General features: G+C 71.1%; 19 protein-coding genes. 8 read left to right on the top strand and 11 right to left on the bottom strand.

Annotation, left to right across the window (positions count from 1 at the left end; translation table 11 throughout):
• The first annotated feature begins 9 nt into the window (after positions 1-9).
• The gene (gene ctaD, locus RF644_RS06560; protein ID WP_095651087.1) at positions 10-1,722 is read left to right on the top strand and encodes a cytochrome c oxidase subunit I; all 1,713 of its coding nucleotides are present in this window, start codon (positions 10-12) and stop codon (positions 1,720-1,722) included.
• A 2-nt stretch (positions 1,723-1,724) separates the two neighbouring features.
• Complete coding sequence (locus RF644_RS06555; protein ID WP_368795917.1) at positions 1,725-2,129, top strand: cytochrome c oxidase subunit 4; 405 nt, start codon at positions 1,725-1,727, stop codon at positions 2,127-2,129.
• A 1,107-nt stretch (positions 2,130-3,236) separates the two neighbouring features.
• On the opposite strand, the gene RF644_RS06550 is transcribed toward RF644_RS06555, so the two are convergent.
• The 4 genes from RF644_RS06550 to RF644_RS06535 all read right to left on the bottom strand — a co-directional run bounded on the left by RF644_RS06550 (position 3,237) and on the right by RF644_RS06535 (position 7,555).
• Positions 3,237-4,898 (bottom strand): cytochrome bc complex cytochrome b subunit, encoded by a 1,662-nt coding sequence (locus RF644_RS06550; protein ID WP_368795916.1) that lies wholly within the window; start codon positions 4,896-4,898, stop codon positions 3,237-3,239.
• Entirely contained in the window at positions 4,898-5,992 is a 1,095-nt protein-coding gene (locus RF644_RS06545; protein ID WP_368795915.1) for a Rieske 2Fe-2S domain-containing protein, read from the bottom strand. Before RF644_RS06545 ends, RF644_RS06550 begins: the two co-directional genes overlap by 1 nt.
• A 73-nt stretch (positions 5,993-6,065) precedes the next feature.
• Complete coding sequence (locus tag RF644_RS06540) at positions 6,066-6,857, bottom strand: c-type cytochrome (protein WP_017833530.1); 792 nt, start codon at positions 6,855-6,857, stop codon at positions 6,066-6,068.
• 59 nt (positions 6,858-6,916) lie between these two features.
• Positions 6,917-7,555, bottom strand: coding sequence for a heme-copper oxidase subunit III (locus RF644_RS06535; protein ID WP_368795914.1), 639 nt, complete (start codon positions 7,553-7,555; stop codon positions 6,917-6,919).
• Positions 7,556-7,804: 249 nt separating this feature from the next.
• On the opposite strand from RF644_RS06535, the gene trpD reads away from it, so the two are divergent.
• On the top strand, positions 7,805-8,863 hold the full coding sequence (gene trpD / locus RF644_RS06530; protein ID WP_109269382.1) for an anthranilate phosphoribosyltransferase: 1,059 nt from the start codon (positions 7,805-7,807) through the stop codon (positions 8,861-8,863).
• A 133-nt stretch (positions 8,864-8,996) separates the two neighbouring features.
• On the opposite strand, the gene RF644_RS06525 is transcribed toward trpD, so the two are convergent.
• The 3 genes from RF644_RS06525 to RF644_RS06515 are packed head-to-tail and all read right to left on the bottom strand — an operon-like array spanning position 8,997 to position 10,747.
• Positions 8,997-9,275: an Lrp/AsnC family transcriptional regulator gene (locus RF644_RS06525; RefSeq protein WP_368795913.1), complete on the bottom strand. Its 279-nt coding sequence runs from the start codon at positions 9,273-9,275 to the stop codon at positions 8,997-8,999.
• A gap of 50 nt (positions 9,276-9,325) precedes the next feature.
• Positions 9,326-9,742 carry a DUF3054 domain-containing protein gene (locus tag RF644_RS06520; protein ID WP_368795912.1) on the bottom strand — a complete coding sequence of 139 codons (417 nt, stop codon included), beginning with the start codon at positions 9,740-9,742 and terminating at the stop codon, positions 9,326-9,328.
• Between the two features lie 9 nt (positions 9,743-9,751).
• The gene (locus RF644_RS06515) at positions 9,752-10,747 is read right to left on the bottom strand and encodes an IS481 family transposase (RefSeq protein ID WP_323632900.1); all 996 of its coding nucleotides are present in this window, start codon (positions 10,745-10,747) and stop codon (positions 9,752-9,754) included.
• A 553-nt stretch (positions 10,748-11,300) separates the two neighbouring features.
• Here RF644_RS06515 and RF644_RS06510 point away from each other — a divergent pair.
• Together RF644_RS06510 and RF644_RS06505 are read left to right on the top strand one after the other, a co-directional pair.
• Complete coding sequence (locus RF644_RS06510) at positions 11,301-11,840, top strand: hypothetical protein (RefSeq protein ID WP_368795911.1); 540 nt, start codon at positions 11,301-11,303, stop codon at positions 11,838-11,840.
• On the top strand, positions 11,819-13,264 hold the full coding sequence (locus tag RF644_RS06505; RefSeq protein WP_368795910.1) for an alanine racemase: 1,446 nt from the start codon (positions 11,819-11,821) through the stop codon (positions 13,262-13,264). The genes RF644_RS06510 and RF644_RS06505 overlap by 22 nt, the downstream gene beginning before the upstream one ends.
• A 10-nt stretch (positions 13,265-13,274) precedes the next feature.
• Here RF644_RS06505 and RF644_RS06500 read toward each other — a convergent pair whose 3' ends face one another.
• Positions 13,275-13,649: a hypothetical protein gene (locus RF644_RS06500; RefSeq protein ID WP_368795909.1), complete on the bottom strand. Its 375-nt coding sequence runs from the start codon at positions 13,647-13,649 to the stop codon at positions 13,275-13,277.
• A gap of 264 nt (positions 13,650-13,913) precedes the next feature.
• Here RF644_RS06500 and RF644_RS06495 point away from each other — a divergent pair, with 264 nt between their 5' ends.
• From RF644_RS06495 to RF644_RS06485, 3 genes are all read left to right on the top strand, one after another.
• The gene (locus RF644_RS06495) at positions 13,914-14,405 is read left to right on the top strand and encodes an NfeD family protein (RefSeq protein WP_368795908.1); all 492 of its coding nucleotides are present in this window, start codon (positions 13,914-13,916) and stop codon (positions 14,403-14,405) included.
• A 64-nt stretch (positions 14,406-14,469) separates the two neighbouring features.
• A complete protein-coding gene (locus tag RF644_RS06490) occupies positions 14,470-15,585 on the top strand; it encodes an SPFH domain-containing protein (RefSeq protein WP_368795907.1) in 1,116 nt (371 codons plus the stop codon).
• A gap of 139 nt (positions 15,586-15,724) precedes the next feature.
• Complete coding sequence (locus RF644_RS06485; protein WP_031283042.1) at positions 15,725-16,060, top strand: RNA polymerase-binding protein RbpA; 336 nt, start codon at positions 15,725-15,727, stop codon at positions 16,058-16,060.
• An 84-nt stretch (positions 16,061-16,144) separates the two neighbouring features.
• Here the strand turns inward: RF644_RS06485 and RF644_RS06480 are convergent, their stop codons facing one another.
• The 3 genes from RF644_RS06480 to RF644_RS06470 all read right to left on the bottom strand — a co-directional run bounded on the left by RF644_RS06480 (position 16,145) and on the right by RF644_RS06470 (position 21,694).
• Positions 16,145-16,882, bottom strand: coding sequence for a polyprenol monophosphomannose synthase (locus tag RF644_RS06480; protein ID WP_109222708.1), 738 nt, complete (start codon positions 16,880-16,882; stop codon positions 16,145-16,147).
• A 196-nt stretch (positions 16,883-17,078) separates the two neighbouring features.
• Positions 17,079-18,767: an amidohydrolase gene (locus RF644_RS06475; protein WP_368795906.1), complete on the bottom strand. Its 1,689-nt coding sequence runs from the start codon at positions 18,765-18,767 to the stop codon at positions 17,079-17,081.
• Positions 18,768-18,856: 89 nt separating this feature from the next.
• Positions 18,857-21,694: a DEAD/DEAH box helicase gene (locus RF644_RS06470; RefSeq protein WP_368795905.1), complete on the bottom strand. Its 2,838-nt coding sequence runs from the start codon at positions 21,692-21,694 to the stop codon at positions 18,857-18,859.
• Between the last annotated feature and the right edge of the window lie 25 nt (positions 21,695-21,719).

Genomic DNA, 21,719 nt, shown 5'->3' with positions numbered 1-21,719 from the left:
GGAGTACCGGTGTCCACACTCGAGTATTCACGGGACGAGGCAGCCACTGTCGCTCCGCGCGTGGTGCCCCGGTCCAAGGGACGGATGGTCGTCAACTGGATCACGTCCACCGACCACAAGACGATCGGGTACATGTACCTGATCTCCTCCTTCGCCTTCTTCTGCATCGCCGGCGTCATGGCGCTGCTGATCCGCGCCGAGCTCTTCGAGCCGGGCATGCAGATCCTGGAGACCAAGGAGCAGTACAACCAGCTGTTCACCATGCACGGCACGCTGATGCTGCTGATGTTCGGCACCCCGCTGTTCGTCGGCTTCGCCAACGTCATCGTCCCGCTGCAGATCGGCGCCCCCGACGTCGCGTTCCCGCGGCTCAACGCCCTGGCGTTCTGGTTCTTCCTGTTCGGTTCGCTGATCGCGACCGCCGGGTTCCTCACCCCGCAGGGCGCGGCCTCCTTCGGCTGGTTCGCGTACACGCCGTTGAGCAACTCCTCGTTCTCGCCCGGCGCCGGTGGTGACCTCTGGGTCTTCGGCCTCGCCCTGTCCGGCTTCGGCACGATCATGGGCGGCGTCAACTTCATCACCACGATCATCGCGATGCGCGCCCCCGGCATGACCGTGTGGCGGATGGGCCTGTTCACCTGGAACACGCTCATCACCTCGCTGCTCGTGATCATGGTCTTCCCGCCGCTTGCCGCCGCGCTGTTCGCACTCGGCATGGACCGGACCCTGGGCGGGCACATCTTCGACCCGGCCAACGGGGGAGCGGTGCTGTGGCAGCACCTCTTCTGGTTCTTCGGCCACCCCGAGGTGTACGTGCTCGCGCTGCCGTTCTTCGGCATCGTCTCCGAGATCATCCCGGTGTTCTCCCGCAAGCCGCTGTTCGGCTACAAGGGCCTCGTGTTCGCGACCATCGCGATCGCCGCCCTGTCGGTGACCGTGTGGGCGCACCACATGTACGTCACCGGGGCCGTGATGCTGAGCTTCTTCGCGTTCATGACCATGATGATCGCGGTACCCACCGGCGTGAAGTTCTTCAACTGGATCGGCACCATGTGGCAGGGCTCGATCACCTTCGAGACCCCCATGCTGTGGGTCCTGGGCTTCATGTTCACGTTCCTCTTCGGTGGCCTGACCGGCGTCATCCTGGCCACCCCGCCGCTGGACTTCCACGTCTCCGACTCGTACTTCGTGGTCGCCCACTTCCACTACGTCATCTTCGGCACCGTGGTGTTCGGCATGTTCGCCGGGTTCTACTTCTGGTGGCCCAAGTTCACCGGCAAGATGCTCAACGAGCGGATCGGCAAGATCCACTTCTGGCTGCTGTTCCTCGGCTTCCACATGACCTTCCTGATCCAGCACTGGCTGGGCGTGGACGGCATGCCGCGCCGCTACGCGGACTACCTGCCGGAGGACAACTTCACCTGGATGAACCAGATCTCCACCGTCGGGGCGATGCTCCTCGGCGTCTCGATGATCCCGTGGTTCTGGAACGTCTACACGACCTGGCGCAACGGCACCAAGGTCGAGGTCGACGACCCCTGGGGCTTCGGCGGATCGCTGGAGTGGGCGACGTCCTGCCCGCCGCCGCGGCACAACTTCACCTCGCTGCCGCGCATCCGCTCCGAGCGGCCGGCGCTGGACCTGCACCACCCGGAGCTGGCCGCGGAGTCCCCGCAGCAGTCCCCGGTCGACGACGGCGCCATCGCCACGCGGAAGGGCTGAGCATGAAACTCTCCATCAAACTGTTCATCCTCATCGGTGGCTTCAGCTTCCTGGTGGCCGTGGTCTACGGCTTCCTCACGCGGTTCGACGAGCTCGTCGGGTTCCCGGCGCTGCTGGCCGTCGGCGCCATGTCCTTCATGCTGGCCGTCTACCTGTGGCTCGTGAACCGCAACACCGGTGGCGTCCTCCCCGAGGACAAGCTCGACGGCGAGATCGTCGAGTCCGCCGGCGAGTACGGTCACTTCTCCCCGTGGAGCTGGTGGCCCTTGCTGCTCGGCACCGGCTGCGCCCTTGCGTTCACCGCGCTGGCCATGGGCTGGTGGATCCTCGGCCTCGCCGCCCCCCTGGCGGTGCTCGGCCTGGTCGGTCTGATCTTCGAGTACTCCCGCGGCGACCACGCCCACTGACACGGGCGGCTGAACGCCGACCGTCGACAAGGCCCCGGACACCCTGGTGTCCGGGGCCTTTCGCGTCCCCGTGCCGCGGGCGGCCGGCGGTCGCCCGCGGCACGGGGGAGACCGGGGCGGCCACAGCGATCCCGAGGGACGGGGCTGACGACGGGAGAGACCTGGGCAGCCACAGCGGGCCCTGGGGAAGGGGGCCGACGGCGGGGCAGCCGCTGGAAGGCCCTGGGTGGCCGGCGATGACGCTCGGTGTGAGGGGTACCTGGTGCTCCAGAGGCCCGGGTAAAGCCGGAGTCCTCGGGAACCGGCGCCGACGGCCGTCCGCGGCCTCGACGACGCGGTCCGGGGCAGCGGCCCGCGCCTCCGCTCCGTGCGGCCCGGCGCGTCGTCCAGAGGCTCCGGCACGTCGTTCAGGGGTTCCGGCGCGACCGGACGGGCGATGCAGGGATGGCACCTGTTGCACCGGGCACAACTTGAGGCGCAGGACCATCCCCGGGCGGTGCACCCTGGCAACCGCCCTTACTACGTCCTCGGTCTGGTCATGGTGCGCCTCCAGCGACTCGGTGTTCCGCGCGGGACCGTTCTCGACGTTGACCGGGTCGTCACCGCCGCACCGCTGGCCGCGCGATGCCAGAGGACACGGAGCGTCCTCCCGCGTCCGTCCAGTGCCGGACCAGCCCGCCCCACGTGGGGGCCGCCGGAGACGTCGGCGAGCACGGCAGGGACCATTCCTTGGTCGTCTGCGCCGCTCTGGCACGAATTCGCCTCAGCTGCGTGCCAGCCGTGGCACGGTTCCGGGTCCGGCCCAGTGCATCGACAGACCGGTGCCGGTCCGGACGTGGGTTCCGGCGGAGTCCCGGGCTCCAGCGGCCACTCGCGGTCGCAGCGCCCCGGCAGGAGGGCCCGGACGCGGTCCTGCGGGCCTCCGGGACGGCAGAGCCGGGAGAATGCGGTTCGCCGGTTCCGTGCCGCCGGAACGGCACTGAGGGCCGTCGGTGGAGTCCGGCGGTCGTGTCTCCGCCGTGTCCGAGCGCCGGCGACGGGTCCACAGATGCGACAGGGCCCCGAAAGGAGTGATCCTCTCGGGGCCCTGTCAGGCGTGCTGCCGGCTCAGCGCACGAGCTCCCGGTCCTGGGAACCCGTGGTGAGGGCATCTGCCTCGTGGTGGTGGTGCGCCGCCTCGAGCTCGGCGGGGGTGACGGGGGCGACACGGTCCTCGAAGAAGAAGCGGCTGATCCGCTCCCGCGTCTTCTCGGTGGCCGTGATCTTGCCCTTCGCGTTCGGCTGGGCCGGCTCGATCTGGTAGTCGGGCATGTTGACCAAACGGTACCGCTTGTACTCGTCGAGGGGCTCGTGCACCTCGATGAACTCACCGTGGGGGAGCTGCTGCACCCGTCCGGTCTCACGGCCGTGGAGGACGATCTCCCGGTCCTTGCGCTGCAGCGCCAGGCAGATCCGGCGGGTGATCGCGAACGCCAGGATCGGGCCGAGGAAGTACAGGGCGCGCAGCCAGTACAGGACGTCGTTGACGGCCAGGTTGAAGTGCGTGGCGATGAGGTCACCGCTGGCCGCGACCAGCTGGACCGTGTAGAACGTCACGCCGGCGGCGCCCATGGCCGTGCGGAACGGGGCGTTGCGGGGACGGTCCAGGATGTGGTGCTCCCGGTCGTCCTTCGTCACCCACCGCTCGATCCACGGCCACGCGGCCATCAGGCCGAACAGCAGGCCGAGGGGGGCCATCGGCAGCAGCACGTTCATCGGGACCGACATGCCCCAGAACGTCCACTCCCAGTTGATCGGCCAGGTGCCGGGCATGAGGCGCACGGCGCCGTCGGTGAAGCCCATGTACCAGTCGGGCTGGGAACCGGCCTGCACCGGGGAGGGGTCGTACGGGCCGTAGTTCCAGATCGCGTTGATGGTGGTGGTGCCCGCCATGAGCGCCATGATGCCGAACACGATGAAGAAGAACCCGCCGGCCTTCGCCGCGTAGATCGGGCCCACGGGGAAGCCGACGACGTTGTTCTCGGTGCGGCCCGGGCCGGGGAACTGGGTGTGCTTGTGCACCACGACCATGAAGAGGTGGACGACGATCAGCATCAGGATGATCGCCGGGATCACGAGCACGTGGAGGATGTAGAGGCGCGCGATGATGTCGTGGCCGGGGAACTCTCCGCCGAACAGGAACATCGACAGGTAGGCGCCCACGATGGGGAGTGCCTTCAGGATCGCGTCGGCGATGCGCAGACCGTTGCCGGAGAGCACGTCGTCGGGGAGCGAGTAGCCGGTGAAGCCGGCGACGATCGCGAGCAGGAAGAGCGCGACGCCGACGAGCCAGTTGAGCTCGCGCGGCCGGCGGAAGGCGCCCGTGAAGAACACTCGCAGCATGTGCACGGACACGGCGGCGGCGAAGACCAGCGCGGACCAGTGGTGGATCTGGCGCAGGAAGAGACCGCCGCGGATGTCGAACGAGATGTCGAGCGAGGACGCGTAGGCCGCGGACATCTCGACGCCCTGCATCGGGACGTAGGAGCCCTCGTACTCCAGGGCCGCCATCGACGGCTCGAACCAGAGGGCCAGGAACGTGCCGGAGAGGAGCAGGATGACGAAGGTGTACAGCGCCACCTCGCCGAACATGAAGGACCAGTGGTCCGGGAAGATCTTCCGGCCGAACTCCTTGACGATCGGCGACATGCCGACACGGGTGTCGACGAAGTTCGCGATCCGACCGGTGCCCGTCTGGGGCTTGTACTCGTAATCAGTGGACGTTGACATCAGTTCGCCTCACCCTGCATCTCCTCGACATGGGTACCGCGCTGCGAGTAGGTCGGACCGACCGGCTCCTGGAAGTCGCTGCGGGCCACGAGGTAGCCCTCGTCGTCCACAGTGATCGGCAGCTGGGGAAGGGGCCGGGCAGCCGGCCCGAAGATGACCTCGCACTCGTTCGCGAGGTCGAACGTGGACTGGTGGCACGGGCACAGCAGGTGGTGGGTCTGCTGCTCGTAGAGCGCGACCGGGCAGCCGACGTGGGTGCAGACCTTCGAGTAGGCGAAGATGCCGTCGACGTTCCAGTCGGCCCGCTCGGGGGAGACGTTGACGGTGCCCGGGTCGAGGCGCATGAGCAGCACCACGGCCTTGGCCTTCTCGTCGAGATAGCCCTCGTTGTGCCCGATGGCGCTCAGGTTCTCGGGGACCACGTGGAACGTGGAGCCGAGGGTGACGTCGGAGGCCTTGATGGGCGTGCCGGAGGGATCGCGCACCAGACGGATCCCCTCGTCCCAGAGGGTCTCCTTGAGGACGTCCAGATCGGTCGGGCCGAGGTCCCGCAGCAGGCCGACGAACGGCAGGGGAGCGAGCACGGCCGCGCCGATGAGGGTGTTGCGCAGCAGCGGCCGGCGCTTGATCCCGGACTCGTCGTAGATCGTGGTCAGGATGCTCTGCGCCTCGGCGCGCTGCTCCTCCGTGCGCACCGCGTGCCGGTTCTCGACCAGCTCGTGGTCCGGCATGAGCGTGCGGGCCCAGTGGACCACGCCGAGACCGATGCCGAACATGCCCAGGGCGACGCCGAGGCCGAGCAGCAGGTTCTGCAGCTGGAGGGCCTGCGTGGGCGCGGTGTTCGTGACGTCGTAGATGGGTCCGTCGACGCGGACGCCGAAGTACCCGACGAAGAACAGGATCGATCCGATGATCGAGATCAGGAACAGCAGGACGACCTGCCGTTCGGCGCGCTTGGCGGCCGTGGAGTCGATGTCCGTCAGGCGCGGGCGGTGCGGGGGCAGTCCGGGGTCGGGGAAACGCTCCATTGCCGTGGTGCCCGTGGTGGCAACGGTTCCCGACTGGTGGGGAGTGCCGTCACTGTGGCTTCCCATGTGGTCCCTCATTCTTCTCTTGGTGCAGTTGATCGTAGCTTCGGGGTCCGACATCCGCTGCCGGCACGGCCCGTCAGGCGGAGCGCGAGGTGAGCCAGACGGTGAACCCGATGATGACGGCGAGCCCGATGGTCCAGACGAACAGGCCCTCCGACACCGGGCCGAGGGCGCCGAGCCCGAATCCACCGGGGTTGGGGTTGTCCTCGAGGGTCTTCAGGTAGGTGATGACGTCCCGCTTCTCCTCGGGGGTGATGTTCGCGTCGTTGAACACCGGCATGTTCTGCGGGCCGGTCTGCATGGCCTCGTAGATGTGCTTCTCCTCGACGTCCATCACCGAGGGGGCGTACTTGCCGCGGGTCAGCGCGCCGCCGGCACCGGCGGCGTTGTGGCACATGGCGCAGTTCGCGAGGAACACCTTCGCACCGTTGGCGGCGTTGCCCTGGGAGACGTCCAGGTACTGCTCCTCGGGGATGCCCGGGCCGGCGCCGAGGGTCGCCACGTAGGCGGCGAACTGGCGGACCTGCTCGTCGTTGAACTGGACCGCCTTCTGCTCGGCCTGGGGCCCGTTGGCCTGCATGGGCATGCGGCCGGTGCCGACCTGGAAGTCGACGGCGGCGGCACCGACGCCGACGAGCGACGGGCCGGAGGGGGTCCCGGCGCCGTCGAGGCCGTGGCAGGTGGAGCAGTTCGCGACGAACAGCTTCTCGCCCTCCTCGATGTCCTGCGCGGTGTAGGACTCGGTCTGGGCCTTGGCCTCGTTGGTGGTGGTGGCGACTGCGTAGAGCCCACCGCTGAGGAGCAGGGCCAGGACCATCAGGACCAGGACGGCCAGAGGGTGGCGTCGCTGCTGCGAAAGTGCCTTCACGTCAAACGTTCCTTTAACTCGGTGTTGGTTTGCTTGGTGCGTCCTCCGGACCGCGTGGCCTACTTGAGGAAATAGATCACGAGGAACAGCACGATCCAGACGACGTCCACGAAGTGCCAGTAGTAGGACACGACGATCGCCGAGGTGGCCTCGAAGTGCCCGAAGCGCTTGGCGATGAAGGCACGCCCCATGATGAACAGGAACGCGATGAGACCGCCCGTCACGTGCAGGGCGTGGAAGCCCGTGGTGATGTAGAAGGCGGAGCCGTAGGAGTTGGCCGGGATGCTGATGCCGTGGGCGACCAGCTCCGCGTACTCGAAGGACTGCACCGCCACGAAGATCGCGCCCATGATGAAGGTCAGGGCGAACCACTCGATCATGCCCCAGCGCGTGACCTGGAAGATCCCGCCGGTCCTACGTGGCTGGAGGCGCTCGGCCGCGAAGACGCCGAACTGGCAGGTCACTGAGCTCAGCACCAGGACGATGGTGTTGGCGAGCGCAAGCCAGACGTTCAGCTTGGCGGTCTCCTCGGCCCAGAGCTCCGGTGCGGTGGAGCGCAGGGTGAAGTACATGGCAAAGAGGCCGGCGAAGAACATCAGCTCGGAAGCGAGCCACACGATGGTGCCCACTGAGGTGAGGTTGGGTCGGTTGATCGACCCGCCTACCGGCTTGGCTGGGGTATGGGTTGCAGTCGTCACAGAGACATTATGTCGCCAAAACTCCCGGTGGACCAACCAGGGGCGGGGTCGGGCGGTTCGCGTGTCCGGGTGGCGGGGGCCCCCGCTGACGAGGCGTGCCGTCTCCTCGCGCGTCCGGGCGCGGGAGGCCGGGGATCAAGGGGCCTCCGAGCCCGGGATGCGATCCGTGTCACAAGTCCTCGGCGAGGGGCATCCTCCGCCCGGGAGCGCGTTCGGGCCGGTCCGGCGGCGGGCGATACGATCGGGGGCGTGAACACGACGACACCGACGACCGCCCCGCACTTCGAGTGGCCGGACCTGATCACCGCCCTGATCTCCGGCACCGATCTGACCCGCGACCAGGCCTACTGGGCCATGGACACGATCATGTCGGGCGAGGTGTCCGACGTCGTCATCGCCGGTTTCCTCGTGGCCCTGCGGGCGAAGGGGGAGACGGTCGAGGAGCTGACCGGGCTGGCCGACGCCATGGTGGGCAACGCCCGGCCGGTCGACATCCCCGGCCCGGCCCTGGACATCGTGGGGACCGGCGGCGACCGGCTCTCCAGCGTCAACATCTCCACGATGTCCGCCCTCGTGTGCGCGGGCGCCGGGGCCAAGGTCGTCAAGCACGGCAACCGTGCGTCGTCCTCGAAGTCCGGCTCCGCCGACGTCCTGGAGGCGCTCGGGGTGCGGCTGGACCTGCCGGTCGAGATGGTGGAGTCCGCGGCCCGGCACGTGGGCATCACGTTCCTCTTCGCCCAGACCTTCCACCCGTCGATGCGCTTCGCCGCGGCGGCCCGGGCGCAGCTGCGCGTGGCCACCGCCTTCAACTTCCTGGGGCCGATCACGAACCCGGCGCGGGTCGAGGCCTCGGCCGTCGGTGTGGCCGACCGCTCGCTGGCGCCGCTGATCGCGGGCGTCTTCGCGGCCCGCGGCGACCGGGCCCTCGTCTTCCGGGGCGGCGACGGCCTCGACGAGCTCACCGTGACGGCGCCCTCCGAGGTCTGGGAGGTCCGGGACGGGCGGGTCGACCACCACGACCTCGAGCCGCTCGACCTCGGCATGCCCCGGGCCACGATCGAGGACCTCCGGGGCCAGGACGCCCGGTACAACGCGGGCGTGGTCGAGCGGGTCCTGGCGGGGGAGAAGGGGCACGTGCGCAACGCCGTGCTGCTCAACTCCGCCGCCGGCCTCGTGGCCTTCGACACCGGCGCCGAGGGGTCCTTCCAGGACCGCATGGCCGCGGCGGTGCGGCGCGCGGAGGAGTCGGTGGACAGCGGCGCGGCCCGCGCCGTCCTGGACCGCTGGATCGCCCACACCGCGCGCTGAGGCGCCGCGCCGGCGGAGGGCCGACGACGACGGAGGCCGGCGGGGCGTTCCCCCGCCGGCCTCCTGCTGTCCGTGCGCCCGACCGCCGCGCGGGCTCCGGCCCGGCGGCACGAGGCCGGGCGACCGGTGCCCGTCAGTCGATGCCGAGCGAGAAGGCCGCCTCCAGGTCGTGCTTGCTGTAGGTCCGGAACGCGATGTTGGTGTTCGTGCCCACGACGCCCTCGACCTTGGAGAGCCGATCGGCGATGACGTCCGCGAGGTCCTCGTGCCGGTGCACGCGCACCATCGCGATGAGGTCCCAGTCGCCGGTCACGGAGTACACCTCGCTGATGCCGGGGATGTCGGAGATCTCCTCGGCGACCTCGGGGATCCGGTCGGCGGAGGTCTTGATGAGGACGATGGCGGTGAGCATGGAGCACCTTTCGCGGGAGCGGGGCCGGCAGGACCGGCGGGACGGAGGGGTCAGCGCGGACGGCGGGAGCGGGCCGCGCGCAGCCCCGAGACCAGGGCGCGGGGGCCCAGCAGGAAGACGCCGAGCACCGCGAGCGTGACGAGGACGAAGCTCGGTGCCGTGCCCTCGCCGACGAGCAGGCGCAGACCCATGCCCACGGCCACGGTCGTCGACCACAGCGCGACGCCCCTCGGCCAGACGGCGAACGGGGCGCGGTGCACCCGCCACCCGATCCACCCCAGCAGGAGCCCGGCCAGGAACGGCCACGCCGTGATGATGAGGCCGGCGGCGTCCAGGGCGTGGGTGCTGCGACCCAGGCCGGCGAACAGCAGAACGAGCAGCACGTCCACGGTCAGCGCCGCGACCCAGGGACCGGAGTGCGTGGTGCGTTCCTCGGGGCGGGCGGTGAGGGGGGCGGACGTGTGCATGCTGGCAGTCTAGTTGTGATGTCCAGGGAGGTTGGTCAGGCGGGTGACCGGTGGCTGGCCTCCAAGTGCGGAGTGGGCTCGATGATGATTGTAGAAGTGCAGCCAGCCCGGTAGGGCATCGTCGCGCTCTGCCGTGGAGGGGTAGAACCGGGCGTAGGCCCAGCCATCGGCCAGGGTGCGGTGGAAGCGTTCGATCTTGCCGTTGGTCTGGGGCCGGTAGGGGCGGGTGCGTTTGGTCTTGATGCTCAGCTCGGCGCAGACCTGGGCCCAGGCATGGGAGCGGTAGCAGGACCCGTTGTCCGAGAGCACCCGCTCCACGGTGACGCCCTGGTCGGCGAACCACGCCCTGGCTCGGCGCAGCACCCCGATCGCGGTGGCAGCCTTCTCATCGGTGCAGATCTCCGCGTACGCCATCCGGGAGTGGTCATCGATCACGGTATGCACGAAGGCGGTCCCGATCAGGGGGCCACGTACTGGGCCTTTGCGGCGTTGAGTATCGGTGGTGGCGCGGTTGCGGTCGCCTTGCTGCTTACCGAGGTAGCGCCAGCCACCTCCGTCGGGGATGTTGCCGAACTTGGTGACGTCGACGTGGATCAGTGATCCGGGATGGTCGTGTTCGTAGCGGCGCAGGGGTTCGCCGGTGACCCGGTCGATGCGGGAGAGCCGGTTGATCCGGCAGCGCACCAGCACCGCATGCACGGTCGAGGCCGGCATTCCGAGTCGGCCGGCGATCTGCACTGGGCCCAGTCGGTGTCGCCACCGCAGGGCCACGATCCTCCGGACCACCCCGGGGGCGGTCTTGGTCGGGCTGGTGCGCGGGCGAGAGCTGCGATCAGCCATCCCGGCTTGGCCTTCGGCCCGGTAGCGGTCGGCCCATTTCTTGGCCGTGCGGGCAGAGACCATGAACATCTTGGCCGCCGCGGCGTAGGTCCACTGATCCTCGACGATCAGCCGGGCCAGGCGTAGGCGTGTACGAGGGGTCAGGACGGCGTTAACGTGGGACATGAAGGCCTCCGGTGGGTGAAGCGGTGAACTAGACAGCTCCACTTCACTACCGGAGGCCTTCCCGTGTCAGCCCGACTCACCGCCTTGCGGCGGGACAATCTCCCTGGACATCACATCTAGTGCGACGTCCCCGGGTCGCGATCCGGGAATCCCGAAGCCTCAGGTGCACCTTGAGAGTTGAGGGCTGCGGGGAAAAAAGTCTCAACCTTCCACCAGGGGTCGATGGTCCGGGCCCGGAGGCCGCGGAGGGCCGCCGGACGGCCTCGGGTGCCGGACTCGTGGCGGAGTGCGGGTCGGACGGCGGGGCGATCGAAGAGGGATGCGTTCTCGTGCGGCGCGGCGTCCCGGATGGAGCGGCCGGTGCGACGAGCAGCGGAGGCATGCGGGAGCACGGATGCGCGCGGGTGGTACATAGCGGGTGGAACGGACCGGAGGGGAGGCTCCGCTCCGCGCTACTTTACATAATGTCGATTATCGGCGCTTTACGGAGCAAGCTGTCAGGGGTCGCAGGGCTCGGCATCCGTGTCCGCGCACGCCGTCGTTCCGGTGGGCCGTGGGCCTCTCCGGCGCCGGGCTCGTGCTGGGCGCGGTCGGGCCCGTCCTGACAGTCGTCCGGCAGGACAGCGGCACCGAGCCCGCGCTCGTCGTCGTCGCACCGGTGCTCCTCGCGCTGGGCGCGATGATCGCCGGGGGCGTCACCGCGATGGTCGCATGGTTCCGCCACGGTGAGCGGTCGGTGCTGATCCTCCTGGGCGTGCTGCCCGCGCTGCTGGCGCTGTCCCTGCTGTTCGGCGAGTTCGTGTTCCCGCACTGGACGCACGAGACGTACAGGGCCGCAGCACCGCCACGACGCGGCGGACTGACCGTCCCGCTCCGAACAGACCGGCGCCTCTCCCCTGTCGACGCCGTCAGCGTGCCGATGTCCTCGTGTTGCGCCGCCCGGCCCTCCTTTTGTGGCCACTTGTGGGGAGATTCCCCCGACGACCCGGCCTCGGGGGCCGGCCGCCGATACGCTCGCCGTGGCCGACCTGAATTCGCGTCGGCAAATTCTTGGTTCAAGGGAGGACATCCGTGGGACGACGGAACACTGTGATCGTGACGGACGGCCGGGGGCGCCGGCTGGTGACCTCCGTGCTGGCCCTGTCGGTGCTGGCCCTGGCCGGCTGCGGACAGGACGAGGGCTCGGACGCGCCCCCCGCGACCGCCTCCGGATCGGTCGCCCTCTCCCCGTCGCACGGCGGCCTGCAGGGCGGGAACCTGGTCCTGGCGGACACCGGCGGGGGCACCGACGGCCCGGTCACCGTCCGCTTCGGCGAGGCGGAGGTCGAGTGCGAGTTCGACGACCGCTCCGCGCGCCACGCCTGCGTGGCCCCGGCCCGCGGGACCCCGGGCACGGTCGAGGTCTCCTTCGCCTCCGGCGGGAGCGACGTCGGGGAGAAGACCGCCTACACCTACACGACGCAGGGCACGCAGGACGTCCCCCTCCTCACGGTGAACACGGAGACCGTGCGCAGCAACGCCGAGGCGATCCGGGCCGACTTCCCGTCGAACGTCCAGCTCGGCGCCGTGCTCAAGAACGGCGAGCCCGTGGACGTGTTCGGCAAGGTCATCGAGGACGCCGCCGAGGTCGACTACATCTTCGTGCCGAAGCTCGACGACGCCATCGCCCTGCGCGAGGCCGGCGTCGAGGCGAAGATCGCGGTGCTCTACGTCGCCCAGATCGAGGACATCCCGCTGCTGATGCACTACGACGTGGAGGTCGCCGCCACGGACCGCGCCTGGGTCGAGGCGGCGGAGCAGGTGCTGTCCACCACGGGAGGGACGCTGAAGGTCCACCTGTGGGTCGACACGGGGATGGGGCGCGAGGGCGTCGTGCCCGAGGAGGCGCTCCCCCTGGCCCGAGCCGTCGAGGACGCCCCGCACCTGGAGCTCGCCGGCATCGCCACGCACTTCTCCACCGTCACGGCGGAGGACAAGGACGCCATCGAGCGCAACGACACGGCCAACACCACGGTGGCCCAGAAGAACCGCTTCGACAGTGCGGTGGCCGCGATCCGGGACGCCGGCCTCGGGCAGGACGCCCTGATCCACGCGGGGGCCAGCGACGTGCTGGACCAGGAGATCGACTCCCTCTACTACGACCTGCTGCGTGTCGGCGGCATGTTCTTCGCCAGCAGCCCGCCGGAGACGACCCTCTACTCCTGGACCACGGAGCTGAGCCAGGTCAAGACGCTCCCCGCGGGCTGGTGCATCGACTACGGGTGCACCGAGCCGACCACCGAGCCCAAGAAGGTGGGTCTCGTCAACCACATCCCGTCCCGGGAGAACGAGCTGACCTACACGGTCGGCGGCAAGCAGGTCCCGGTGCTGCTCGACCACGGCACGGTCCTGACCCTCGACCTGTCCGAGGTGCCGGAGGCGGCCGCCGGGGACGAGGTGGCCATCGACTTCAGCGCGGAGGCCTTCCACCTGCTCGACGCCACAGCGCCCCTGCCGGTGACGACTACCGGCGGGTGACCGGCGCCGTTCAGGACCGGCCGGCCGGGTCCTCGACGTCGTGGTCCAGCACGAGGTCGGCGTGGAAGTCCCGCGCCAGCTCCCGGGCGCGGGCGGCCCGGCGCGCGGAGGCCTCCGGTTTGACGGTGAGGTCCACGTAGACGACGGGCCGGCCGCAGGACTCCTCGAGCCGGGCCCGCAGCACCTCCGCCCGGTCGTCGCCGGGCGCGCAGCGGCCCGTGCCGAGCAGGACGAACGCGCGCTCGAAGTCGGGCTCGGCGGGAACGCCCCGCGCGATCAGGGCGGGCAGCCGGGACTGCAGCGCGGAGAGGCCGACCACGGCGGTCGCCGTCCCGGCGAGCCAGGCGCCGGCGGCGGAGACCGCCACCGAGGTGATGAGCTTCATGGATCTCCTCCTCCCGCGTGCCGGGGTCTGTGGGGGCGGACCGGCACCGGGCCGGACCGACGGACGGTGGCGTCCCGCAGCCCCCGGAGAGTCCGGTGCGACCACCGTAGAGATCCCAACGCCCCCGGAACAGCGCCTATTCCGGGGACGCCGGCCGCAGCCCTGCCGCCACGCCGCTCCAGCGTCCTGTCAGGCCCGTGGGGCAGAATGGGTCCAAGGCGAGGGTGCCCTCGCGGACGCGGATTCGGAAGGCCGGGGACGGACATGTGGGAGTGGCTGGTCGAGAACTCGTGGGTCCTGTGGCTGATCGTCGTGATCGCTCTGGCCGCCGTCGAGATGCTCACCCTGGACTTCCTCTTCCTGATGATGTCCGCCGCCGCGCTGCTGGCGTTCGGGGTGAGCTGGGTGACGGACAACTTCGTGCTCCAGGTGGTGACGTTCGCCCTCGCCTCGGTGCTGCTCATCTTTGTGGTGCGGCCGGTGGCCCTGCGCCGCCTCAACCGGTCCACGCCCGGGACCGCGTCCAACGCCGCCCGGCTCATCGGCCTCCCGTGCCAGGTCCTGGACCCCGTGACCGGCCGCAGCGGGCTGGTGCGCCTGGAGGGCGACACCTGGAGCGCCCGCTCGGTCACCGGCGAGCAGCTGCCCCCCGGCACCGACGTCTTCGTCCACGACATCGAGGGCGCGACCGTTCTCGTGGCCCCGTACCCCGCTCCGGCCGCCGACGGCGGGCCGGCGCCGCGCCCGTCCTTCTGACCCCCAAGACCGCACCGGCCCGGCGGGAACGCCGCCCGGAGCGGCACCACCGAGAGAGGCACCCGTGGACCTAGCCGTCATCGTCCTGCTCGCCATCCTGGTCGTCCTGGTCTTCATCATCCTGCTGAGGTCGGTGCGGATCATCCCGCAGGCCCGGGCCGGGATCGTCGAGCGACTCGGCAAGTACCAGAGCACCCTCACCCCCGGTCTGCACTTCCTCATCCCGTTCGTGGACCGTCTCCTGCCCCTCATCGACCTGCGCGAGCAGGTCCAGTCCTTCCCGGCGCAGTCCGTGATCACGGAGGACAACCTCGTGGTCGGCATCGACACGGTCGTCTACTTCCAGGTCATGGATCCGCGGGCCGCCACCTACGAGATCGTCGACTACATCCAGGCCGCCGACCAGCTGACGTCGGCGACCCTGCGCAACGTGGTGGGCGGTCTGAATCTCGAGGAGGCGCTGACCTCCCGCGACAAGATCAACGCCGAGCTGCGCGGGGTCCTGGACTCCACCACGGGACGCTGGGGCATCCGGGTGTCGCGGGTGGACATCAAGGAGATCACTCCCCCGCCGTCCATCCAGGACTCGATGGAGAAGCAGATGCGCGCCGAGCGGGAGCGCCGCGCGGTGATCCTCACGGCCGAGGGCGACAAGCAGTCGCGGATCCTCATGGCCGAGGGTCAGCGGCAGGCGGCCATCCTGTCCGCGGAGGGCGAGGCGAAGGCCGCGATCCTGCGCGCGGACGGCGAGGCCCAGGCCATCCGGAAGGTCTTCGACTCGATCCACCGGGCCCGGCCGACCCAGAAGCTGCTGGCCTACCAGTACATCCAGACCCTGCCCAAGGTCGCCGAGGGCAGCGCCAACAAGGTGTGGATGATCCCCGCCGAGCTCGGCGACGCCCTGCGGGGCGTGGGCGACTTCCTCTCCAAGCCGGACGAGGACGGCCCGGACCGGACCTGGTCGGACGCGGACGAGATGCCGGAGCCCGAGTCCGCGGACGAGCCCCTCGTGAAGCCGGACGCCGTCCGGGTGACGGAGGAGGACCTGCAGCCCAACCTGGAGCGCACCACCGTCGACCCGGACGAGTTCACCATCCCCCGGCCCTCGACCATCGACCCGGAGGCCCTCGTGCGCCTCGACGACCCGATGCCGCCGCAGGACGGCCCGGCCGCCCGCTGACGCGGCGGGCCCGGGCCCCGGGGAACAACCCCGGGGGCCCGTGCGTTGCACCCAGCGGATCCCGGGTCGGTGCGACCCGCCGTCAGCCCGAGCGTGCGCCACTGCCGTGGCCACCGTCAGTTATGGAGGAACCACCACAATGAGCGACCGCAGCCTCAGGGGAATGCGTCTGGGCTCCCAGTCCATGGAGACCGAGGCCGGTGTCGAGCCGGCCCCGCGCCAGCGCGTCGAGTACCGCACCGCGGACGGCGAGAAGGTCACCGTCACCTTCGCGGCGGAGGCCGAGATCCCGCCGGTGTGGGTGTCGAAGACCGGCAAGGAAGCGATCATCGTCAACGGCGAGAAGCCGGTGAACCCCAACGAGAAGCACCAGCGCACGCACTGGGACATGCTCCTGGAGCGGCGCAGCACGGACGAGCTGGAGGAGATCCTCGCCCAGCGCGTCGAGTTCTACCGGGAGAAGCACGCGATCTGATCCCGTCGCCCGGCACATGCGGAGGGCCCCACCCGAACCGGGTGGGGCCCTCCGCATGTGCCGGGCAGCGCGCCCGCCAGAGGCTCAGCGGCGGGTGAGCTTGCCCGCCAGGGTCCTGGCGCGGGCGGTGAGCCCCCACTGGGCCACGCGCACGACGGCCTCCCGGGTCACGTCCGGGCTCATCTTGGACTCGCCCTCGGCGCGCTCCACGAAGGTGATCGGCACCTCGACGACGCTCAGGCCGGCCCGCTCCGTGCGCCAGCCGAGATCGATCTGGAAGCAGTAGCCCTTGGAGTCGACGGTCTCGAGGCCGATCCGCTCGAGGGTCTCGCGGCGGAAGGCGCGGTAGCCGGCGGTGATGTCGTGGATCCGGGAGCCCAGGAGCGTCCGGGCGTAGAGGTTGCCGCCGCGCGAGAGCAGCTGGCGCTGCAGGGGCCAGTTCACGGTGCGCCCGCCGGGGACGTAGCGGGAGCCGATGGCCAGGTCGGCGCCGCGCTCCACGGCGTCCAGCAGCAGCGGGAGCTGCTCGGGCTGGTGGGAGCAGTCGGCGTCCATCTCGACCAGGACGTCGTAGTCCCGGGCCAGGCCCCAGCGGAAGCCGGCGATGTACGCGGCGCCGAGGCCCTCCTTGCTGGTGCGGTGCAGGACGTGGATGTTCCCGTCCGCGGCGGCCATCTCGTCGGCGAGACGGCCGGTCCCGTCCGGGCTGTTGTCGTCCACCACCAGCACGTGCCCGTCCGGGACGGCCTGGCGGAGCCGGTCCATCACGGTCGGGAGGGACTCGTGTTCGTTGTAGGTGGGGATGACGGTCAGTACGCGCACCGGGTGGTTCCTTTCGAGGTCTGCCTGCCGCACCACAGGGCAGGCTCCCTCGTCTTCGGACCAGTCCGGCCCTGAGGGGATGCCGGCCTGTTTTCTAAGGACGAGCGAGCCCACCCGGCAGCAGTTGCCCAGCCTAACCTGCCCCGCGCCTGCGACCAAGATCCTCCCGGCGCGGCGCGGCCGGGCGCCCCGCGGCTCAGAACCCGGCGGAGCGGTACAGCTCGACGCCGTCGAGCACGGTCTGGCGGCACACGGGCAGGGACGCGCCGTCGAGCGCGGGGAGCAGGGGGGTGCGGGCGCGCGGGTCGGTGCTCCAGGCGGAGCCGGTCCCCTCGGCCTGCTGCACCATGAGGGCCTCGACCTCCCAGACGGCGAACGTGGCAGGGGTGCCGGGCGCGAGCTGGCCCTGCATGGGGTCGGGGTGCCGGGCGGCCCGCCACGCGCCCCGGGTGGAGGCGAGGAACGCGGCCCGCGCGGAGATCCGCTGGTCCGGGTCGTGGTGCTGGAGGCAGGCGCGGACGGTCTCCCACGGGGACAGCGGCACCACGGGGGCGTCGCTGCCGAGGGCCACCGGGACCCCGGCGCGGTAGAAGGAGGCCATCGGGTTCATCGCGGCCGCCCGGTCGGCCCCGAGGCGCTGCTCGTAGAGCCCGCCCGGTCCGCCCCAGGCGGCGTCGAAGCCCGGCTGCACGGACACGGTCACGGCGTGGTGGGCGAGCCGCTCGATGCCCACCGGGTCGATCATCTCGGCGTGCTCCAGGCGGTGGCCGGCGCTGTGCAGGGCCCGCTCCCCCACGAGCGCCTCGGCGCGGTCGAGGCCGTCGAGGACGATGTCCATCCCGGCGTCCCCGATGACGTGGAAGCCGCCCTGCAGACCGGCCTCCGTGGTCGCGGCGAGGTGGGCGGCCACGGCCGCGGCGTCGAGGTAGCGGTCCCCCAGGTCGCCGGGGGCGTCGGCGTAGGGGGCGCGCAGCGCGGCGGTGCGGGAGCCCAGGGCGCCGTCGACGCACAGGTCCCCGGCGAGCCCCACGAGCGACTCCCGCCGCTCCACGGCGCGTCCGAGCAGGTCCGCCAGGGCGGTGTCGAACCGCTCCGCCACCGCCAGCGCCTCCTGGGCCGTGGCCACGAGCTCCCCCCGGTAGGGCAGCACGCGGGGACTGGCGCCCTCGGCTCCGACCCCGTGGTTGGCGAGGGCCGTCAGCCGCACGAGGTCCTCGAAGGGGGCGACCTGCTCGGCGTTGGCCTCGACGAGGGCCACGTAGCCCTGGGCCGCGGCGTGCCGCAGGGCGAGCCGGTGCAGCTGGGCGCGGCGCCCGGCGTCGAAGTCGAGCGCCGCGGCGCGCACCCGGTCGTGGGCCAGGTTCTCCACGCGGCCGTCGCCGAGCCACCCGTCGGTCCCGGCGAGGCCCAGCCGCCGGGCCAGGGACGAGGACACCACCCCGGAGTGGACGTCGATGCGGGTCAGGTAGACCTCGCGCCCGCCGGCGGCCCGGTCGAGCTCCTCGGCCGTCGGCGCCCGGCGCTCCGGCCACACGGACTCGTCCCAGCCGGAGCCGAGGACCGGGCCCGTGCTCGTGCGCGCGGCACCGGCCACGGCGTCGAGCACCTCGTGCAGGGAGCCGGCCGCCGTGAGGTCCAGGGTGGACAGCGCCAGGGCGGTCTCGGTCACGTGCACGTGGGAGTCCACGAATCCCGGGGCCAGCAGCCGCCCGTCGAGGTCGACCACGTCCATGGAGGAGTCCTGCAGGGACTGCGCCGCCTCCTCGGAGCCGACCCAGGCCACGCGGGTGCCGTCGACCAGCAGGGCCGTGGCGAACGGGTCCGCGGGGCTGTAGACGGAGCCGTTGCGGTAGAGGACGGGACGGGCGGGGACAGTGGTGCTCACGGGTCTCCTGTTCGGGGGCGGTGGTGCGCGGGGGTCGTGCGGGGCGGTCGTGCCGGTGGACGGGGCGGCGCGGGGCGGGATGGCGCGGCTCAGTCCTCGAACGCGGAGTGGGCCACCACGCCGCGGCGCACCAGCGCGATCGCGCGCTGGCACTGGGCGCGCGTGCCGGCGTCGAGCAGGTCGATCTTGGCGAGCTGGTCGAGCATGTCGATCACCTGCTTGGTCCAGCGCACGAAGTCGCCGGCGGCGAGCTCCGTGCCGGACAGGGCCGCGCTCAGGGTCGCCCCGCGCGCCCAGAGGTGCATGGCTTCCACGAGCCCGAACTCCGGCTCCGCGGTGGCCGGGAGATGGTGCTCCTGCTCGCGGTCGGTGAGCAGGGACCAGTTGCGCACCACGGTCTGTGCGGCCCGGTCCATGGCGGCGGTCGGCAGGACCGGCTGGATCCCCTGCTCCTCGCGCTTGGCCTGGTAGACGAGCAGGGTCACGAGCCCCGCGGTGGCGGCGGGGTCGAGGTCGTCGAGGAAGCCGTCGCGCAGGCTCAGGGCGAGGAGCAGGTCCCGGTCCCCGTAGATCCGCCGCAGCTGCTCGCCGGCGCGGGTCGGCCGGACCTCCCCGTCCGGGAGGGTCTCGAGGTAGCCGAAGGAGCCCAGCACCTCGGAGACGCGGTCGAAGGTCTTGGCGATCGTGTTGGTGCGGCTCTCGATCTGGCGCAGCAGCCCGTCGGTGTCCCGGCGCAGCGTCCACCAGCGCTCGGCCCAGCGGGCGTGGCTCTCGCGGTCCGAGCAGCCGTGGCAGGGGTGGCCGCGCAGGGCCTTGCGGACCTCCGTGATGCGCCGCTCGGCGGCGCTGGTGCCGCGGTCGAACTGGATGGTGTGCCCGCGGCCGCCGCCGCGCGGGGGCCGGTGCTCGTGCAGGGCGTTGCGCACGGACGAGGCGAGGTCGCGCCGCTCCTTGGGGGTCCGGCCCGTGAACTGCTTGGGGATCCGGATCCGCGAGACCGGCTCGAGCGGCCCGTCCAGGTCCTGGGCCCCCACCCGGCGCAGCTGGTGGTCGAGGGTGAGGATGGAGGGGCGGGGGTCGTCCCGGTTGGGGTCGGTGGACAGGATCACGGCGTAGCCGGCGTTGCGTCCCCGCGGGATCTCCACGACGTCCCCGGGCAGCAGGTCGTGCAGGGACGCGACGGCGTCCGAGCGCCGCTGCCGGGAGCCGGCCTTCTCCTCGGCACGCTCCAGGTCCTTGAGCTCGCGGCGCAGGGCGGCGTACTCGGAGAAGTCCCCGAGGTGGCAGGTCATGGCCTTCTCGTACCCCTTGAGGGACTCCTCCTGGGAGCGGACCCGGCGCGCCAGGCCCACCACGGAGCGGTCCGCCTGGAACTGGGCGAAGGAGGACTCGAGGATCTTGCGGGAGCGGTGGGCGCCGAACTGGGCCACCAGGTTCACGGACATGTTGTAGGTGGGCCGGAAGCTCGAGTTCAGCGGGTAGGTGCGCTTGGAGGCGAGACCGGCGACGGCGTGCGGGTCCATCCCGGGCTGCCACAGCACCACGGCGTGGCCCTCGACGTCGATCCCCCGGCGCCCCGCGCGCCCGGTGAGCTGGGTGTACTCCCCCGGCGTGATGTCCACCCGGGACTCGCCGTTGAACTTGTCGAGCTTCTCGAGCACCACGGAGCGGGCCGGCATGTTGATGCCCAGGGCCAGGGTCTCCGTGGCGAAGACGGCCTTGACGAGCCCCTCGGCGAACAGCTCCTCCACGAGCTCCTTGAACGCCGGCAGCATCCCCGCGTGGTGGGCGGCCACGCCGCGCAGCAGGCCGTCGCGCCACTCGTAGAAGCCGAGGACGTTGAGGTCCGCGGCCTCGAGCGAGGCGGCGGTCTCGGCCACCCGGGCGCGGATGGTCTGCTGCTCCTTCTCGCCGGTCAGCCGGATGTCCGCGGCGACGCACTGCTGCACGGCGGCGTCGCACCCGACCCGGGAGAAGATGAAGGTGATGACGGGCAGCAGGCCCTCGGCGTCGAGGCGGCGGATCAGCTGCGGGCGGGACACCCGGCGCGTCTCGGGGCTGGGCCGGAAGCCCTCGCCGCCGTTGCGGCGGGAGAACCGGTCCCGGGAGCGTCCCCCGGGCCCGCGGCCACCCCGGCGGCCCCCGCGGGGGTGCTCGGCGCGGGCGAGCTGGAGCAGCTCGGGGTTGACGTCGGGCTCGTCGCTGCCGGGCCCCTCGAGCCGCTCGGCGGCCTCCTCCACCGTGGTGTCGTCCAGGAACAGGTCGAGCAGCCGCCCGCCCACCTGGACGTGCTGCCACAGCGGCACGGGCCGGTGCTCGGAGACCACCACGTCCGTGTCGCCGCGCACCGTGTCCAGCCAGGCCCCGAACTCCTCGGCGTTGGAGACGGTCGCGGACAGGGAGACCAGCTGGACGCTGTCCGGCAGGTGGATGATGACCTCCTCCCACACGGCGCCCCGGAAGCGGTCGGCGAGGTAGTGCACCTCGTCCATGATCACGAAGCCCAGGTTCAGCAGGGTGGGCGAGTCCGCGTACAGCATGTTGCGCAGGACCTCGGTGGTCATCACCACCACGTCCGCCTCGGAGTTCACCGAGGTGTCGCCGGTGAGCAGGCCGACCCGCTCGGCGCCGAAGGCCCGGGAGAACTCGTGGAACTTCTGGTTGCTGAGCGCCTTGATGGGCGTGGTGTAGAAGGCCTTCTGCCCGCGGGACAGGGCCAGGTGGACGGCGAACTCCCCCACCACGGTCTTGCCGGCGCCGGTCGGCGCGGCGACGAGCACCCCGCGGCCCTCCTCGAGGGCCCCGCAGGCGGTCGTCTGGAAGTCGTCCATCTCGAACTCGAGCCGGTGCTGGAACACGGCGAGCTCGGTCCTCGCGTGGGCGGCGCGCTGCTTGGCGGCCAGGTATCGGTCGGCGTAGGAGGACATGCGTCCAGCCTACTGCTCGACCCGG

This window comes from Kocuria sp. CPCC 205258 (assembly GCF_040981005.1).
In the GTDB taxonomy this organism is placed as follows: Bacteria; Actinomycetota; Actinomycetes; order Actinomycetales; family Micrococcaceae; genus Kocuria; species Kocuria rosea.
The sequence above is the reverse complement of the archived record's forward strand: the minus strand, read 5'-3'. Positions and strand labels throughout refer to the sequence as shown.